Source organism: Helicobacter pylori Shi112, from assembly GCF_000277405.1.
GTDB classification, from domain to species: Bacteria; Campylobacterota; Campylobacteria; order Campylobacterales; family Helicobacteraceae; genus Helicobacter; species Helicobacter pylori_C.
On sequence record NC_017741.1, the window covers coordinates 104,107 to 122,282 of the forward strand.

Annotated in this window: 13 protein-coding genes and 1 pseudogene; 5 read left to right on the forward strand and 9 right to left on the reverse strand. The window is 40.4% G+C overall.

Annotation, left to right across the window (positions count from 1 at the left end; translation table 11 throughout):
• Both HPSH112_RS00535 and HPSH112_RS00540 read right to left on the reverse strand, forming a co-directional pair.
• Positions 1-1,143, reverse strand: a complete 1,143-nt coding sequence (locus HPSH112_RS00535; RefSeq protein WP_001242840.1) for a cystathionine gamma-synthase — start codon at positions 1,141-1,143, stop codon at positions 1-3.
• Positions 1,144-1,163: 20 nt separating this feature from the next.
• On the reverse strand, positions 1,164-2,081 hold the full coding sequence (locus tag HPSH112_RS00540) for an O-acetylserine-dependent cystathionine beta-synthase (RefSeq protein WP_014662180.1): 918 nt from the start codon (positions 2,079-2,081) through the stop codon (positions 1,164-1,166).
• A 107-nt stretch (positions 2,082-2,188) separates the two neighbouring features.
• Here HPSH112_RS00540 and HPSH112_RS08455 point away from each other — a divergent pair.
• Positions 2,189-2,769, forward strand: a pseudogene (locus tag HPSH112_RS08455) (hypothetical protein).
• A 138-nt stretch (positions 2,770-2,907) separates the two neighbouring features.
• Here the strand turns inward: HPSH112_RS08455 and dnaK are convergent.
• The 3 genes from dnaK to HPSH112_RS00560 are packed head-to-tail and all read right to left on the reverse strand — an operon-like array spanning position 2,908 to position 6,206.
• On the reverse strand, positions 2,908-4,770 hold the full coding sequence (gene dnaK, locus HPSH112_RS00550; RefSeq protein WP_000521034.1) for a molecular chaperone DnaK: 1,863 nt from the start codon (positions 4,768-4,770) through the stop codon (positions 2,908-2,910).
• A 30-nt stretch (positions 4,771-4,800) separates the two neighbouring features.
• Positions 4,801-5,376, reverse strand: coding sequence for a nucleotide exchange factor GrpE (grpE, locus tag HPSH112_RS00555; protein WP_000653242.1), 576 nt, complete (start codon positions 5,374-5,376; stop codon positions 4,801-4,803).
• Entirely contained in the window at positions 5,376-6,206 is an 831-nt protein-coding gene (locus HPSH112_RS00560) for an HrcA family transcriptional regulator (protein ID WP_000233952.1), read from the reverse strand. Before HPSH112_RS00560 ends, grpE begins: the two co-directional genes overlap by 1 nt.
• A gap of 228 nt (positions 6,207-6,434) precedes the next feature.
• On the opposite strand from HPSH112_RS00560, the gene HPSH112_RS00565 reads away from it, so the two are divergent.
• The gene (locus HPSH112_RS00565) at positions 6,435-7,064 is read left to right on the forward strand and encodes a class II aldolase and adducin N-terminal domain-containing protein (protein WP_195727946.1); all 630 of its coding nucleotides are present in this window, start codon (positions 6,435-6,437) and stop codon (positions 7,062-7,064) included.
• Between the two features lie 20 nt (positions 7,065-7,084).
• On the forward strand, positions 7,085-7,381 hold the full coding sequence (locus tag HPSH112_RS00570; protein WP_000154709.1) for a hypothetical protein: 297 nt from the start codon (positions 7,085-7,087) through the stop codon (positions 7,379-7,381).
• Between the two features lie 9 nt (positions 7,382-7,390).
• Here the strand turns inward: HPSH112_RS00570 and HPSH112_RS00575 are convergent, their stop codons facing one another.
• Positions 7,391-9,274, reverse strand: coding sequence for a motility associated factor glycosyltransferase family protein (locus HPSH112_RS00575; RefSeq protein ID WP_014662182.1), 1,884 nt, complete (start codon positions 9,272-9,274; stop codon positions 7,391-7,393).
• A gap of 62 nt (positions 9,275-9,336) precedes the next feature.
• Entirely contained in the window at positions 9,337-10,881 is a 1,545-nt protein-coding gene (locus HPSH112_RS00580; RefSeq protein ID WP_000010002.1) for a flagellin B, read from the reverse strand.
• 165 nt (positions 10,882-11,046) lie between these two features.
• Here HPSH112_RS00580 and topA point away from each other — a divergent pair, with 165 nt between their 5' ends.
• Together topA and HPSH112_RS00590 are read left to right on the forward strand one after the other, a co-directional pair.
• Positions 11,047-13,257, forward strand: a complete 2,211-nt coding sequence (topA, locus tag HPSH112_RS00585) for a type I DNA topoisomerase (RefSeq protein WP_000681459.1) — start codon at positions 11,047-11,049, stop codon at positions 13,255-13,257.
• Positions 13,250-14,176 carry a radical SAM protein gene (locus HPSH112_RS00590; RefSeq protein ID WP_001040770.1) on the forward strand — a complete coding sequence of 309 codons (927 nt, stop codon included), beginning with the start codon at positions 13,250-13,252 and terminating at the stop codon, positions 14,174-14,176. The genes topA and HPSH112_RS00590 overlap by 8 nt, the downstream gene beginning before the upstream one ends.
• Before the next feature lie 149 nt (positions 14,177-14,325).
• Here the strand turns inward: HPSH112_RS00590 and HPSH112_RS00595 are convergent, their stop codons facing one another.
• On the reverse strand, positions 14,326-15,465 hold the full coding sequence (locus HPSH112_RS00595) for a DUF874 family protein (RefSeq protein WP_000843725.1): 1,140 nt from the start codon (positions 15,463-15,465) through the stop codon (positions 14,326-14,328).
• 99 nt (positions 15,466-15,564) lie between these two features.
• Entirely contained in the window at positions 15,565-18,003 is a 2,439-nt protein-coding gene (gene ppsA, locus HPSH112_RS00600) for a pyruvate, water dikinase (protein WP_001269183.1), read from the reverse strand.
• Between the last annotated feature and the right edge of the window lie 173 nt (positions 18,004-18,176).

The window sequence follows — 18,176 nt, forward strand, 5'->3', positions numbered from 1 at the left end:
TTATTTTATTTTAGCGAACGCTTGCTTTAAATCTTCTAACAAATCCTGTTCATGCTCAATCCCCACAGACAAGCGCACCAGGCCATCTTTAATCCCGGCAGCTTCTCGTTGCACTTTGGGGATACACGCATGGGTCATGAATGCTGGAATCCCCACCAAACTTTCCACCCCGCCCAAACTCTCGCCTAAAATGAATAATTTAAGGCTTTCTACAAAAGCAACCGCTTCGCTGTCATTTTTGAGAGTGAAAGAGAGCATCCCGCTAAAGCCACGCATCTGTTTTTTGGCCAACTCGTGGTTAGGGTGAGCGCTTAGACCCGGGTAATAAACCCTTTCCACTTTAGGGTGTTTTTCTAAAAACTCAGCCACGCAAAGAGCGTTTTTTTGATGGGCCTCCATGCGTAATCCTAGCGTTTTAATCCCTCTTTGCAACAGCCAGCTGTCTTGAGGGCCTAAAACCCCACCGATAGCGTTTTGGAAAAAAGCGATCTCTTGGGCTAGCGCTTCATTACTAGTGGTTACAAGCCCAGCGACCACATCGCTATGCCCGCCTAAGTATTTGGTGCCGCTATGCACTACAATGTCCGCTCCCAAAAGAAGCGGGTTTTGGCAATAGGGGGTGGCAAAGGTGTTATCCACGATAGTGAGCAAACCATGATCTTTAGCGACACTAGCGCATTGCACTAAATCCGTGATTTTAAGCAAGGGGTTACTAGGGGTTTCTAAATAAAGGGCTTTGGTGTTGGGTTTGATAGCCTTTTTGATTTGGGATAGATCGCTAGTGTCTATAATGGTGCAAGAAAGCCCGTTTTTGACAAGCACTTTATTGAACAAGCGAAAAGTCCCCCCATAGACATCATCGCCTAATAGCACATGATCGCCTGATTGCAAGAGGGAAAAAACGGCATGGATTCCAGATAAACCAGAGGCAAAAGCAAACCCCTTAACCCCCCCTTCTAAATCAGCGATGAGTTCTTCTAAAGCAAAGCGTGTGGGGTTGCCTGAGCGAGAGTATTCATAGCCCTTATGGCGGCCTATGGCGTCTTGGCGGTAGGTGGAAGTTTGATAAATAGGCACGCTCACTGCCCCCGTTGTCGCATCCTCACTAATGCCCCCATGGATTAATTTTGTTTGCATGCGCATGATTTTTCCTTTTTATGAATTTATAAATAAATACCTTTTGAGAGATAACGATCGGCAACATCCGGGAAAATGGTTAAAACCTGGCTGCCTTCTGGGAGGCGTTGCGCTTCTTTCAATGCTGCTACAAAAGCTGCTCCGCTAGAGCTCCCCACTAATAAGCCGTTTTTCTTGGCTAATTTCCTAGTGTAGCTAAAACCCTCTTCATCTGAAATCGTTTCAAAGCCATCAATATCCAAGTTTGCAAAAAAAGGAGGGATAAACTCCACGCCAATGCCCTCAATCTCATGAGGCCCAGGCTCGCCCCCATTCAAAATAGAGCCCTCCGGCTCCACCCCAATCAAGCGAATCGTAGGGATGCGTTCTTTCAAATACCTAGCTGTGCCCGCAAAAGTGCCACCACTCCCTATCCCGGCTACAAAGCTCGTAAGCCCTACGCCTAATTCTTGGACAATCTCAGGGGCTAGGGTGTGGTAGTAAGCGGCGGGATTATTAGGGTTTTCAAATTGCAAGGGCAAATAGCTATCAGGGATACTTTCAGCTAACTCTTTACTTTTTTTAATGGCGCCAGAAATCCCCTCGCTAGTAGGCGTGTTGATCACTTTAGCCCCCAAAGCCCTCATGATTTGTTGTTTTTCTGCGCTGAATTTTTCCGGGACAACAAAGATGGTTTTTAAGTGGTGCTTGAGCGCTACTAAAGCTAGAGCGATTCCGGTATTGCCTGCGGTAGGCTCAATGATGGTTGTTTTAGAAGTGATTTTACCCGTTCTAAACCCTTCTTCTATAAGGTATTGGCCTAAGCGATCTTTGATGCTCCCTCCCGGGTTTAAATGCTCTAGTTTGGCGTAAATGGCGGAATTTGTGGGAATGGGGTAATCCTTGCTGGTGAATTTAAAAACGGGAGTGCGGCCTATGGCGTCTTGCATTGTGGTGATAATCATCATTCCTCCTATAACAATAACTCAATTTTGCGATTATGCCTAAACTCGTTAAATGGAATAAGTTTAGGATAAAATGTTGGCTTATTAAGATGGATTAAGGAGTTGATATGAAAGAAACAGAATGGAATGAGGAGCAAAGAAAAGCGTTTCAAGACTTGTTAAGAGAATTTGTAGCGCTAATAGACGCTAAAGCGCAAGAGAAAAAACAAACAGGCAGAGCTCCAAAGATACCAAAATATGGTTCATGCCAAAAAGGACTGAACAAGTTTTTAACGCCATGGGGTTATGCGTGCAAAATCAGTCTTGGCTCTGGGAACTTATCCAATGAACCATCAATCGCTTTTTGCCGTCAGGATATTTTAGGGGAAGAGTTTGTCAATGGTGAAATACCAACCCCAAAAAAAGATTTTTACCTTTGATTTGCTTATTATTGGCTCAATGATGCAGAAAAATTTTATCTTTGTATAGGTCGATCCATAGAGGAGAATGGGGAAAAAGAGTGTCTCAAAAATGCCTAGCGTATGACAAAATCATTGATCCTAATAAAGACACATACTACCAAGAGATCTATGACGATTTAGAAGCCCATCTTGAAAAGATTACCAACGATTTTTTACGCTTTGCTAACGAATTTAATCAAATCCCCACTGCGTATTTTGAATTAGAACCATCTAGTGCAAGCCATTAAAAATAACCCCCTAACAGAAAGGAACTCTCTGTTAGGGATTTCCCCCAAAAGTTAGCTTTGATACCCAATTAATGAAGCACAAAAAAGTAAGCAAGTTTTCATTAAAACCGCCCGCTTAAAAGAAGTTTTTAAAGCGTTTCACTCCACTTCCGCATCAATCACATCATCGTCTTTTTTCTTGGGCTGCTCGGCGTTGTTTTTATTCGCCATGGCTTCGCCTAATTTTTGAGCCGCTTGCGCTAACGCTTTTGTTTTGTCTTCAAGCTCAGCTTTAGTAGCGTTATCGTTTTTGACGCACTCTTTAAGGGCGTTAATGGCGTTTTGGATCTCGTTAGCGTCGTTTTCATTCAAATTCGTTTTATGCTCATCAAGGCTCTTTTGGGTTTGGTGCGCCAAACTATCGGCATGGTTTCTCGCTTCAATCACTTCTTTTTTCCTAGCGTCTTCTTCTTTGTGTAATTCAGCGTCTTTAACCATTTTTTCAATTTCGCTATCAGACAACCCGCTAGAGCCAGAAATTTTAATCTCTTGGCTTTTACCGGTATTTTTATCTTGCGCTGACACGGTTAAAATCCCGTTAGCGTCAATATCAAAGGTTACTTCAATTTGCGGCACGCCTCTTGGAGCGGGAGGGATGCCTTGCAAATCAAATTTACCCAAAGATTTATTATCCCTTGCCAATTCCCTTTCACCCTGTAAAACCATAATAGACACAGCGGGCTGGTTGTCTTCAGCGGTTGAGAACACTTGAGATTTTTTCGCCGGGATAGTCGTGCCTCTATCAATCACTTTAGTCATCACGCCCCCTAAAGTTTCAATCCCAAGGCTTAAAGGCGTAACATCTAATAAAAGCACATCTTTCACATCGCCTTTCAACACGCCCCCTTGAATGCTCGCGCCCACCGCCACGACTTCATCAGGATTGACGCTTTTATTCAAATCTTTGTTGATAAAGGCTTTCACCCTTTCTTGGACTTTAGGGATACGAGTGGAGCCGCCCACCATCACCACTTCTGAAATTTCATTTTTGGTTAGCCCTGCGTCTTTGATCACGCTTTCAATTTTAGAAATCGTTTCTTCCACTAGATCTTCTGTCAAGCTTTCAAATTTAGCCCTAGTGAGTTTTTTCACCAAGTGTTTAGGCCCGGTAGCGTCTGCGGTGATAAAAGGCAAATTGATTTCAGTTTCCATCGCGGAGCTCAACTCTTTTTTAGCGTTTTCAGCCGCTTCTTTCAAGCGTTGCAACGCCATCACATCGTTTTTAATTTCAATGCCTGTTTCGCTTTTAAACTCACTCGCCAAGAAATCAATCACACGATTGTCAAAATCATCGCCCCCTAAGAACGCATCGCCCCCTGTGGCTAAAACTTCTACAACATTATCGCCTGTTTCTAAAACGGTAACATCAAAAGTCCCCCCACCCAAATCATAAACCATGATTTTTTCGCTCTCTTTTTTATCCAAGCCATAAGCTAACGCCGCGCTTGTAGGCTCATTGATAATCCTTAAAACATTAAGCCCTGCAATCGTGCCGGCTTCTTTAGTCGCTTTCCTTTGGCTGTCGTTAAAATAAGCCGGAACCGTGATGACCGCTTCAGTAACGCTCTCGCCCAAATAACTTTCAGCGTCTTCTTTGAGCTTCATTAAAATTTTGGCTGAAATCTCTTGAGGGGTATAAACTTTACCCGAAATCTCAATCGCGCAAGCCCCATTCCTATCCACAATCTTATAAGGCAAGCGTTTTTCGGCTTCTTTAGCCTTATCTTCATTAAACATCAAGCCCATGATTCTCTTAATAGAATAAATGGTTTTTTCTGGATTGGTTACCGCTTGTCTTTTCGCGCTCTCGCCCACTAAAATCTCGCCCTTATCCGTAAAAGCTACAATAGAAGGAGTGGTGTTTTTACCCTCTTTATTGGCAATAATCTTTGCTTCATTGCCTTCATAAACCGCCATTGCGGAGTTGGTTGTCCCTAAATCAATTCCAATAACTTTTCCCATGCGTTATCCTTTCTTTTAAAATAAATGTTTTTAATCGTTTTTAGCAATGCTCACCATTGCCGGCCTCAAAACCCTACCCTTATACTTGTAGCCCTGCTGAAAAACTTGCACGATTTTCCCGTTTTCTTTTTCTTCGCTTTTGACTTGCATGATCGCATTGTGGAAATTGGGATCAAATTCTTCTAAGCATTCAATCCCTTCAATGCCATGCCTTGCCAAAACTTCATGCAACTTTTCCATCGTAAGCTCCAAGCCCTTGGTTAAAGCGCTCTCTTTATCCTCTTCAGCTGCGCTTCTATGAGCCCCAAGAAGTGCATCAATCACTGGCAATAGATCCAATGCGATTTTTTCATACGCATACTCTAACGCCATGCTCTTATCTCTTTCTAAGCGCTTTTTCACATTTTCAAAATCCGCATGCACTCTTAAGTATTTTTCGTGCATTTCTTGGTATTTAAGCTCAAAATCTTCCTTAATCTCGCATTCTTTTTCGCTCGCTTCTTGCATTTCTTCACCTTGTTGTTCTTTGCAAGCGCAAGCCTTTTCGCAAGACTCTGGCTCTTCTTGGCTTAAATGATCGTGTTCTTGGTTGTGTTTATCTTTCATTATTCCTCCTTAGAAATGGTTTGAAAAAACCCTTCATAATCGCATTCCAATTTCCCCACGCAAAGCAGTTGCATCCGCTTGTTTTGAAATTCTATAGGGCGCGTTACTAGCATGCAATCAGGCTCTATAAAATGCAAACCTTTTTTCAAACGCTCTAAAACCTTACCCCCTAAAATGTCAAAAAATAAAGGGCTGTTTAAAAGCGTTTTTAACCCCATTAGATTAAAGCGTGTGATTTGCGTGTTGGAATACTCCAAGCGCTCTAATTGCCTAGCCAAACTCAACGCATTGACAGAAGCAGCGATTGAGCGCACTTCTTTAACGCTTCTACCCACAAGTTCTAATAAAAATTTCTCCATTTTAACGCTGTAACTCATCGCACAAGAAAACGCCAAAAAGTCCAAAATCAAAAAGCGTTTTTCGCACTCAATGACTCTTTCTAAACGCTCCAAACTCGGTTTTTTTAACAGCGTGAAAAGCCCAAAATTTTCACTCGCGCTTTTTAAGCGTTTTTCATTTACCTTTAAAATTTCAAAGCGCAACGACTTTTGCCAATAGTTTTCAAGCGCCTTAAAAGTGGGCAATCTAGCGCCGCTAGAATGGGCTTGATAGAGCATGCCCTCTTTAGAAAGGGTTTGAAAATAATTCCTAATCGTCGCGCAAGATATTTTCAAGTTTGCCAACTCTTTTAAGCGTTTAGAGCTAATGGGTTCTAAAATCTGCAGATAGGTTTTAACAAACGCATCTAACAAACTCTCTTTTTTATTCAAATCAGAACCTACTTTAATTCTTTTTAACATCATTATTTGAAAAATCTCGTCAATCACCATTCTTGATGAAAGAACCCTCGCATTATAGCGCAAAAAGTTAATAATCTATCACTTGTTTTAAAAAAGTGATAAAAATTACCCGATTTTTCTTTAAAGTTTAGTCTATATCACTAAATTTATTTACTAGTATTAAATTAGGATTTTTTATAGAGTTAATTTAATTTTAGCGATCCCCTAACTTATGCCCTCTATTAGACAAAACGAATAAAACTTGTTATCATGCTAAACATGAACACACACACAAGAGGCATTGACAGCAATCTGATTCATTCGCTCAAAAGCATTTCATTATCCATGTTTAGAAAGGGTTTTTTTGGGCTTTATCAAGGCTCTATCTCAGCGCGCATTGGCACGAATCAATTTGTGATCAATAAAAGGAACGCTGTTTTTGATCAATTGAATGAAAACACCTTATTGGTTTTGCATGACAAGATAGATTATCGCTGGAAAGAAGCGAGCCTGGATTCGCCCATTCATGCGAGCGTGTATAGGGAGTTTTTGGACGCTAAATTCATCGCTTATGCGCGCCCTCCTTATAGTTTGGCGTATTCCTTGCGCCACAACCGATTGCTCCCTAGGGATTATTTAGGGTATCGTTCTTTGGGCGAAGAAATTTCCATTTTTAACCCCAAAGACTATGACAGCTGGCAAGAAAGAGCGGATACAGAAATTTTACGCCAACTGCAAGAGAGCAAAAAACATTTTGTCTTCATTAAGGGGTGTGGGATTTTTGCCTACCACAGGGAGCTTTCTAAACTCATGGAAGTTTTTGATTTGATTGAAAACTCATGCAAGGTTTTACGACTAGGCGATTTAATGGATTATTGCTATAATGATGATCCACGATTGAGCGTGTAAAAAGCTAAAAAGGATAAAACATGACCATCAACACCCATTACACCCCTAATTTCACACAGTTCCAAACCCTAAACAATATCAATAATGACGCAACCATAAAGGATAGGAATCAGGTAGAGCAGGATTTACAACAAAGCAATATTCAAGATGGTTTCAGCCAAGATAATACGCAAAACGCCCCTGATTTTGACAGGTTACAAGCTTTAAATGCTATCAATAACGACGGCGAGATTAAAGATAAATCCCAAGTTGAGAAAAGCCTTGCTGATGGCGAAAACATCCCTGAAATTTATTCCAGCCTAGACACATACGCTTAAAAAGGGGTTTTACCATTCTTTCAAAGCCATTTTGATCGCTTCTATCACGCAATCAATCCCACCCGCCAAACTAAAAAGCCAGTATTTGTGCGCGTAAATGTATTCCAATTGCTTAGCCCTTAATTCGTCTTCATTATTCGTTTTTTTACACACGATTTCAGCGATATGCAATTCCTGGTGGAAGATGTAAGATTGTATCGCATCCATAAAATACGAATTGAATTGCTTGTCATCAAAAAGCTCTTTAATGTTATCAATTTCAGCGCTCAAATTTTCTAATGCTTTAAAATCCAGCTCTTCTAATTTTTTTTCTTCATGAAGCTTTTCCACTTCTTCTAAAAATGGCGCCACTTTCAAAAACACTTCTTCAACTTGCGTTTTTTTCTCATTGGCGTATTTGATGATCTCTTCGCATTTTTGTTTAGCGATCCTTAAATTTTTAGCCTGTTCTGATTTAGTGGGATAAATGAGATTGATAGGAGGCTTTGGCTTGGATTTGTCTATTTTTTCGCACACTTCTTTAAAAGGCATTTCTTTAGTCCCTTTAATCCTAGCCCCCCCTTCAGTAGCGTTAATGACTTCCAGTTTATAGGGCGTGTTAAAAATATCTTTTTCAAAAAATTCTAAGAAAAGTTTCCACACTAAAGTGGTTTCTACTTCCCCATTACCCCCATATTTTTCTGTAAAGATCTTGTCTTTATCTTTTTTAGGCTTGATCTCTCTATCGCCATAAATCGCCCCACTAGCGTGGCTGTTACCGCTTTGTGAAAAGCTCAAATCTTGCCCGATAAACACGCATCTTTTGAAACGAGAATGCACCACTAATTCATACGCCATGTTCGCTGCGCTCATGCCTATGCCCACATAGCCATACTGGTGCAAACCAAAAAGGTTGGTGTAACCAAAGGGGCGGAAGCTGAATTGTTTAACCCCCTTTTTAATCGCTTGAATCAATCGTTTATGCACAATGGAAGTCAGAGCAAAAATAACGCCTTCTTGAAAATCTAAGGGGGTTTCTTCGTAAAATTTTGCCGTTAAATCCACCCTTTCTAAAGACAGCACAATATCAGGCTTGATACCGGCTTTAGCTAAAATAGGGAAAGAAGCGTCTATACAAAAAAGCGTGGCGTAGGGCGCGATTTCTTTTAAAAGAGGGAGTTGCTTGTTCAAACTGGGCCCGGTTGAAACAATAATAGCGGTGTCTCTGTTTTTTAAAGTGCTTACAAAATCCACTAAACTAGGGCTTTTGATGACTTCAGGCAAATTAGCGGCATGCTGTTTGATGCCTATAAGTGCGTCTTTGGCGTCATTGCCTACGCTAATAGCGCCATGCTCTAAAGCGCGCGTGAAATGCTGGTTGATTTCTATCATTTGATGAGAGTATCGTTCATAATAAGCGTTAAAAAGTTTTAAATCATACATTCTTGCGTATAAACGAGATTTTTTATCCATATCAAACAATGAAGCGATCATGTTGTAATGGCAAAAAGCCGCATGCAATAAAATCAAACGATTTTCTAAAATCTCAGTGGAAAAATCCAAGAGATTCAACACGATGAAAATAACCTCTATTTCAGGCTCAATAACCACCAAGCGCTTTAAATTTCCATTGCCTAAAAGCAAGCGATAAAACACCCCATTACCCAAGCCAAAATAATACAAATAAGGATAAAGCATGTAAATTTCGCTATTTTTGTATAGCTCTAAGCTTGAATCTAGCGGGCTTTTTTCAAATAAGGGCGTGTTTGTTTCTTTATCTAAGAGGTTGAAATTCGCGCTGTCATTCCCTAAAAACACTTCGTATTTTTTGTTTTCTTTAATGGCTTTGAGTTGTGCGAACAAAAGAGGGTCTTTTTTGAAAAGAGCTTGTAAGTTTTTTTGATAAATATCCATCATTCTAACTTATAAAAATAACTGATAAAAAGGGCTAACGCCCCTTTGAATTAAAAGGGCTGTTATTGTAAAAGCCTTAAGACATTCTGTTGCACCGCATTCGCTTGCGCCATAGCAAAACTCCCGCTTTGCGCCAAAATATTGTATTTAGAAAAGTTCGCGCTCTCTTCAGCAAAATCCACATCTCTGATCTGAGATTCAGCCGCTTTAACATTCACTTGGGTTACAGAAATATTATTGATGGTTGTAACCAATTCCATTTGCACCGAACCCATATCCGAGCGAATCTTGTCTAATTGCGTGCGCGCTGAATCCGCCATATCCATCACAATCATCGCCCCTTTAAGGCTTGTTACCCCAGCCCCTATACCTTGAGAATTGGTTTCAGCTTGCGCGCCATTAGCGTTCGCTCCAGCTGCTGAAGCCACATTCGCATCAAAAATGCCCCTAACCGCTCTCAAATTCACGGTGTATTCTGCCACCCCTTGAGCGGAATGAAAGCCCACATGGCTAAAATTCACACCGCTCACAATGATGTCCCTAGCGTCGGTCCTAGTCAAGGTTAAGCGCCCAATAACCGCATGCTGTGTCCCAGAAATCCCTGCAAAATTCCCTCCCCCAAAAACCTGACCGCTCGCGCTTGTTGCATGCACTGAAATTGCACGCCCGTCAATGGAGTGTAAATTAATGCGCCCTTGAATATCCAAGCTCGCTTCCACGCCGGTCCTGTCTTTGACGGAGTTGATCGCATTAGTCAATCTCCCGTCAGCGTCGTTTTTATGCACATCATTCACGGTTCCAATTTCTACGCCATTAATGGTAAGATCCCTCACGGTTCCTGATTGCACGGGAGTGCCGCCGGTAGCCATGACATTATAAGACGCCCTAACGCCTAAAGTGTTAGAAAAACGATTGATGATTTCGCTTAACGCTCCGATTCCAGTGCCAGCGCTTGTAGAAATGCGCACGCTTTCAATCTTATAATCATTCACGCCATTGACTTGTTTGAAATTCAATCCCACTTCAGTCAAGTTTTGCGCCGCTGCGCTAGCGAGCATGCCTTCACCGCTAAAAGAAGAGGTTTCCATGCGCACATGCCCAATCTTATCCGAACTCGTTGAGCCAATGGACGCCTTAATCGTGGTGTTAGAATACGCACCAATTTGAAATTCTTTGTTAGAAAAACTTCCTGAAAGCATTTGCTGGCCGTTAAAGCTTGTAGTGTTGGCGATATTGTCTAGTTCTTCTAACAACCTTTGAATATCGCTCTGGAGCGCTCTTCGGCTTTCTAAAGTTTGCCCGTCTTGAGCGGCTTGAACGGCTTTGGTTTTAATGGTGTCTAAGATTTTGATTTGCTCATCCATCGCTTTATCAGCGGTTTGAACCATACCAATAGCGTCATTAGCGTTGCGGATCGCTTGACCCAAATTCGCGCTTTGACTCCTTAAGCTATCAGCGATCGCCATCCCACTAGAATCGTCAGCGGCTTTATTGATCCTAAGCCCTGAGCTTAACTTTTCAAGCGAGCTTGAAAGGTCTCTGTTGTTTTGAACCCCTACCGCATGAGAAGTTAAAGCGGCGATATTGGTATTTATCCTAAAACTCATGTTTGCATCCTTTGCATAGATATTTGCTGTTAGTCAAGCAAAGGGTGTTCCAACTCTTTGATTTTTAGCGCTGTTATGGTTTTTATGGTTTAATAGGGCGTTTAGTCAAAATTCTATGCTACAATCATTCATTAATAGGTATAAACATTTCATTAAAGGCGTTCCATGAAGCACCTTATCATTGTAGAATCCCCCGCAAAAGCCAAAACCATTAAAAATTTTTTGGATAAAAATTACGAAGTCATTGCCTCTAAAGGGCATGTTAGGGATTTATCCAAATTCGCTTTAGGCATTAAGATTGATGAAACAGGCTTCACTCCTAATTACGTCGTGGATAAAGACCATAAAGAGCTTGTCAAACAAATCATTGAGCTTTCTAAAAAGGCATCTACCACCTATATCGCTACCGATGAAGACAGAGAAGGGGAAGCGATAGGCTATCATGTGGCATGTTTGATTGGGGGGAAATTAGAGAGCTATCCTAGGATTGTTTTTCATGAGATCACGCAAAATGCGATTTTAAACGCTCTAAAAACCCCACGAAAAATTGACATGTCAAAAGTCAATGCCCAACAAGCTAGGCGCTTTTTGGATCGGATCGTGGGTTTTAAACTCAGCTCGTTGATTGCATCAAAAATCACTAAAGGTTTGAGTGCTGGGCGGGTGCAAAGCGCGGCTTTAAAGCTTGTGATTGATAGGGAGAGGGAGATTAAAGCCTTTAAGCCTTTAACCTACTTCACGCTAGACGCTTATTTTGAGCCGCATTTAGAAGCGCAACTCATTAGCTATAAGGGCAACAAACTCAAAGCCCAAGAGCTTATTGATAAAAAAGAAGCTCAAGAGATTAAAAACGAATTAGAAAAAGAAAGCTACACTATTTCTAGTATTATTAAAAAATCTAAAAAATCCCCCACACCGCCCCCTTTCATGACTTCTACTTTACAGCAAAGTGCTTCCAGCCTTTTAGGCTTTTCGCCCACAAAAACCATGAGCATCGCTCAAAAATTGTATGAAGGCGTAGCCACCCCGCAAGGGGTTATGGGGGTGATCACTTACATGAGGACCGATAGCTTGAATATCGCTAAAGAAGCTTTAGAAGAAGCGAGAAATAAGATTTTAAAAGACTATGGCAAAGACTACTTACCCCCTAAAGCCAAAGTCTATTCCAGCAAGAATAAAAACGCCCAAGAAGCCCATGAAGCGATCAGACCCACTTCTATTGTTTTAGAGCCAAACGCTTTAAAAGACTACCTTAAGCCTGAAGAATTAAAGCTCTATACCTTAATTTACAAACGCTTCTTAGCTTCTCAAATGCAAGACGCTCTTTTTGAAAGCCAAAGCGTGGTTGTGGCTTGCGAAAAAGGCGAGTTTAAAGCCAGTGGCAGAAAACTCCTTTTTGATGGCTATTATAAAATTTTAGGCAATGACGATAAGGACAAATTGCTCCCCAATTTGAAAGAAAACGACCCCATTAAATTAGAAAAACTAGAAAGCAACGCCCATGTTACAGAACCTCCAGCGCGCTATTCAGAAGCGAGCTTGATTAAAGTTTTAGAAAGTTTAGGCATAGGCAGGCCCAGCACCTACGCCCCAACGATTTCCCTCTTACAAAACAGAGATTACATCAAGGTAGAAAAAAAGCAAATCAGCGCTTTAGGAAGCGCTTTTAAGGTGATAGAAATTTTAGAAAAGCATTTTGAAGAAATCGTGGATTCCAAATTCAGCGCTTCTTTAGAAGAGGAACTGGACAATATCGCTCAAAATAAAGCCGACTATCAGCAAGTCTTAAAGGACTTTTACTACCCCTTTATGGATAAAATTGAAGCCGGGAAAAAGAATATCATCTCTCAAAAAGTGCATGAAAAAACCGGCCAATCATGCCCTAAATGCGGGGGGGAATTGGTCAAAAAAAATAGCCGTTATGGGGAGTTTGTCGCTTGCAACAATTACCCTAAATGCAAATATGTCAAACAGACTGAAAACACCAATGATGGAGCCAAGCAAGAATCGTGCGAAAAATGCGGAGGGGAAATGGTGCAAAAATTTGGCAGAAACGGGGCGTTTTTAGCTTGCAACAACTACCCTGAATGCAAAAACACCAAATCGTTAAAAAACACCCCTAACGCAAACGAAATAATAGAAGGCGTGAAATGCCCAGAATGCGGGGGGGATATTGCCTTAAAAAGGAGCAAGAAAGGCTCGTTTTATGGTTGCAACAATTACCCTAAATGCAATTTTTTATCCAACCATAAGCCCATCAATAAGCGCTGTGAAAAATGCCATTATTTGATGAGTGAAAGAACCTATCGCAAAAAAAAGGCGCATGAATGCATCCAGTGCAAAGAGCGCGTGTTTTTAGAGGAAAATGATGGCTAAAGAAAATCTGCCTATCGTTTTTGGGCCTGTTTTATCCAGGCGTTTTGGGAAGTCTTTGGGCGTGGATCTATCGCCCTCTAAAAAACAATGCAATTACAATTGCATTTATTGCGAGTTGGGTAAAGCCAAGCCCATTGAACGCATGGAAGAAGTGATAAAAGTAAAAACCTTGATTAACGCCATTCAAAACGCCCTAAACAACCTCACCACCCCCATTGATGTTTTAACCATTACCGCTAATGGCGAACCCACTCTATACCCTCATTTATTAGAGCTTATCCAAAGCGTCAAGCCTTTTTTAAAGGGCGTTAAAACTTTGATTTTAAGCAACGGCTCATTATTTTATGAGCCAAAAGTCCAGCAAGCCTTAAAGGAATTTGACATCGTTAAATTTTCTTTAGACGCTATTGATTTGAAAGCCTTTGAAAGAGTGGATAAGCCCTATTCTAAAGACATTGATAAGATTTTAGAGGGGATTTTGAGCTTTTCTCAAATTTATCAAGGGCAACTGGTGGCTGAAGTGCTGTTAATTAAGGGCGTGAATGATAGCGCGAACAACTTAAAACTCATCGCTGACTTTTTAAAAAAAATCAATACCGCTAGAGTGGATTTAAGCACCATAGACAGGCCCTCAAGCTTTAAAGCCCCTAAATTGAGCGAAGACGAATTATTGAAATGCTCTTTATTTTTTGAAGGGCTTTGCGTGAGTTTGCCTAAACGATCCATTGCTCAAGCCAAAAAATTGATTTCTTGCGGTATAGACGAATTGCTCGCTTTAATTTCTAGGCGCCCTTTAAGCGCAGAAGAAGCCCCCCTAATACTGGATCCTAACGCTTTTAAGCATTTAGAAACCTTATTAAACCATCAAAAAATTACGATTAAAAAAGTCGGCTCTTTGGAGTTTTATTGCGCGTTTTAATCTTCATTTGTAACTTGTAGTTTTACCTTATTTTAGGGATAGCTTAAGCTTTTAAATAAGGATCTCTTTTATTGTCAAATAACGCCACGACACCATAAAAGATGATCTCAAAAGCCGACAGATAATTAAAAACTTAATGTTTTTAACCGCTACATCCTTTTACTATAACCATAACCCACTTTTTCTGCTTTTTTTTCAGTACTAGCCGCTACTTCTATTTCTTTATTAATATCAGCAACGATGTTTTGAATGATTGAAAAGCTTTGAAAGGGTGAAAGGTTGGCTTGTGGGTTTCTCATTTCAAGCATTTTAGCTTGAGCTTTAGAGCGTATTTTTAGATTTTCGTTTTGCCATTCTTCTGTAACATTAAAATCTCTAGGGTCTAGTTCTAAATAGGCGATAGAACTTGGTCTATAAAAATTCACTTGTTTAGCGATAGTTTTTTGTGAATAGGGCAGAGATTCTAGCTCTTTTTGCAAATAAGCTATAAGCTCTTGCGCTTTTGATCCTCTTTGAGAGTGGGGTTGTTTAGAGTTTGGAAGGTGTTTTGGCTGGATAGGGGTTTGGTTTGTTTTTGTGGGTTTAGGGGTTTTGCATTCAGCTTCTACTTCTATAGAAATACTATCTTTAATTCTTGCTTTTTTGATAAAGAATTGACCATGTTTTTCTTCGCAATTTTGTTCTAGGTCTTTAATGAAATCTTTCTGTGCTTTAATGGTCTTTTGTTTTTCTTGTTCTGTTTTTTGTCTTTCTTGTTCTAACTCTATCCCACTCTTGTTTGTCTTTTGTTTTTCTTGTTCTGCTTTTTGTCTTTCTTGTTCTAACTCTATCCCACTCTTGTTTGTCTTTTGTCTTTCTTGTTCTGTCTTTTGTTTTTCTTGTTCTAACTCTATCCCACTCTTGTTTGCCTTTTGCTTTTCTTGTTCTAGTTCTATTTGTTTATCAGTATCAACACTACAAGCGGCTAATAAGAAACTTGTCGCTATTGTTAATCCTGAATATTTCCACCAATTGATTTTATTCTCTTTTTCAGCTTGTTTGGATTTATCTTGGACTTTATCGTCTAATTCTTTTGCTTTCTTGCATGCAACATGGGTTAATACCACTAATGCCGCATTGCTTTTCTTGGGATGTTTTTTTACAAATTCTCTAACTTTCTTTGCAATTTTTGTAAAAATTCCACCAATTTGATCTGATCCTTTAAAATAAGTCTCTTTATTTGTCTTTGTGTTAGCCATCTCTGTATTCTTGCCAACTTTATTTGTTTTTCCTATTTTTACCGATTTCATTACCAACCTTTTTTTCAAAAAACAATCCTACCCATCAAAATTAAATCAATAGAAACTAATATGAAAAAATCCACTCAAGTTAGATCAACCCCTTCATTATCAATGTGCAGTTAAGCCATGGTCTTTCAATTCTTTTTCTAACTTGGCTACAGCGTTCCAAGTGGGGATCACGCTATCAGGGTTTAAAGAAATGGAAGTGATACCCTCTTTGACTAAAAACTCTGTTACTTCAGGGTAATCGCTTGGGGCTTGCCCGCAAATCCCGCAATATTTGTTGTGCCTTTTGCAAGCTTCAATCGCTTTTTTAAACATTTTTAGCATCGCTTCATTCCTTTCATCAAAGACATGGCTGACTAATTCGCTGTCTCTATCCACGCCTAAAGTGAGCTGGGTTAAATCATTAGAGCCAATAGAAAAGCCATCAAACAAGCTTAAGAAATCATCAGCCAAAATGACATTCACCGGTAATTCGCACATGATATAAATTTCAAGCCCGTTCTTACCGGATTCTAGATTGTTTTTTCTTAAGATTTCTAGGACTTTTTTACCCTCTTCAATGGTTCGCAAAAAGGGGATCATCACTTTCATGTTCGTCAAGCCCATTTCTTCTCTCACTAACGCTAAAGCTTCACACTCCCACGAAAACGCTTCATTATAGCTCTCTGAATAATACCGACTAGCCCCCCTATAGCCAAGCATGGGGTTTTCTTCATTAGGCTCATAGCTAGAGCCGCCAAGCATGCGCATGTATTCATTGGATTTGAAATCGCTCGTTCTCACAATGACAGGTTTAGGGTAAAACGCTGCGCTGATCATGCCAATACCTTCAGCGATTTTTTTCACAAAAAAATCTTTAGGGTTAGCATAGCCTGCCATAAGGTTTTCAATTTCATTTTTTTCTTTCACGCTTTTTTTGTGGTGCAAATCCACTAAGGCTAAGGGGTGGGCTTTGATTTGATTTAAAATAATCATTTCCATTCTGGCTAGCCCTACGCCGTGATTAGGGAGCTGAGAAAAGCTAAAGGCTTTTTCAGGGTTTCCAATATTGATGTAAATTTTTGTTTGAGTTTCTTGCATGTTAGAAAGCTCCACCCTTTCAATTTCATGCTCATAAATGCCCGCATACACATAGCCCTCTTCGCCCTCAGCGCAAGAAACCGTGATTTCCATGCCGGTATAAAGGCTATCAGTCGCCCCGCTCACCCCAACAATAGCTGGCACGCCAATTTCTCTAGCCACAATAGCGGCATGGCAAGTGCGCCCTCCACGATTAGTGATAACCGCGCTCGCTTTTTTCATGCAAGGCTCCCAGTCTGGGTCGGTGTTATCCGTAACTAAAATTTCGCCCTCTTTAAAAGAATTCATGTGCTCCAAATCATTGATGATGCGCACTTTCCCTGAGCCAATTTTACTCCCAATCGCTCTGCCTTGTAAGATAATCTCTTTCTTTTCGTTAGGGTTTTTGAATTTGAATTTTTCAAAGACTTGACTTTCTTCTTTGGTTTTTTGGCTTTGAACGGTTTCTGGGCGCGCTTGAACGATAAAGATTTCCCCGCTATCGCCATCTTTAGCCCATTCTATATCCATAGGGCGGTATTGTTTGGCTTCTTTAGAGTAATGTTTTTCAATTTCAATGGCGTATTTGGCTAAAATCAACACATCTTCATCGCTCAATGAAAAGGATTGCCATTCTTTTTTGGTGGTTTTAATGTTTCTGGTGGGGTGTTCGCTACCCCTCGGGGCATAGACCATTTTTTGCGTTTTATTGCCGAGTTGGCGTTTGATAATGGGGCGTTTGTTTTGCTCTAAAGTGGGCTTAAACACATAAAATTCATCAGGGTTTATCGTGCCGCCCACCACATTTTCGCCTAACCCCCACGCTGAAGTGATAAACACCGCGTCTTTAAAACCGGTTTCGGTGTCAATAGAAAACATCACGCCCGCACTGCCTTTATCCGCTCGCACCATTTTTTGCACCCCCACGCTCAAGGCGACTTTTAGATGATCAAACCCACGACTCGCTCTATAACTAATCGCTCTATCGGTAAAAAGCGACGCTAAACAGGATTTGATATAGTGGATCAATTCTGTTTTACCCTTAATGTTTAAGTAAGTGTCTTGCTGCCCGGCAAAAGAAGCGTCCGGCAAATCTTCTGCGGTAGCGGAACTCCTTACGGCCACATCGGCTTCTTTCATGTGGTATTGCTGGCTTAAAGTTTCATAAGCTTGAAAAATCTCATCTCTTAAATCGCTAGGAAAAGGCGTGCCAAAAATAAGCTCTCTGATTTGTTTGGAGCGGATTTTTAACACATCAATTTCCGTGGCATCAACATTTTCTAAAAGTTCTATGATTTTTTGTTTAGCCCCCCCTTGCTCTAAAAGATACCAATACGCTTCGCTTGTGATCGCAAAGCCATCAGGCACTTTAATGCCAATAGGCACTAATTCTTGAAACATTTCACCAATGCTAGCGTTCTTGCCCCCAACCAGATTCACATTCTTATTGTTCAACTCTTTGAAAAACTTGATATATCGCACAAAACTCCCTTAAAATTATCATTAAGTTTCTTAAACCAAAAATATAACAATGATAGCATGATAGAGCTTTAGTTTTAGCTAGTTTGTATTACTAAGCTTTTTGATAAGGGGTGTATTCTTTTTTTGGTTTATGATTTTATTGTATAATGAGCGATTAGTTAGGTATTTTTGAA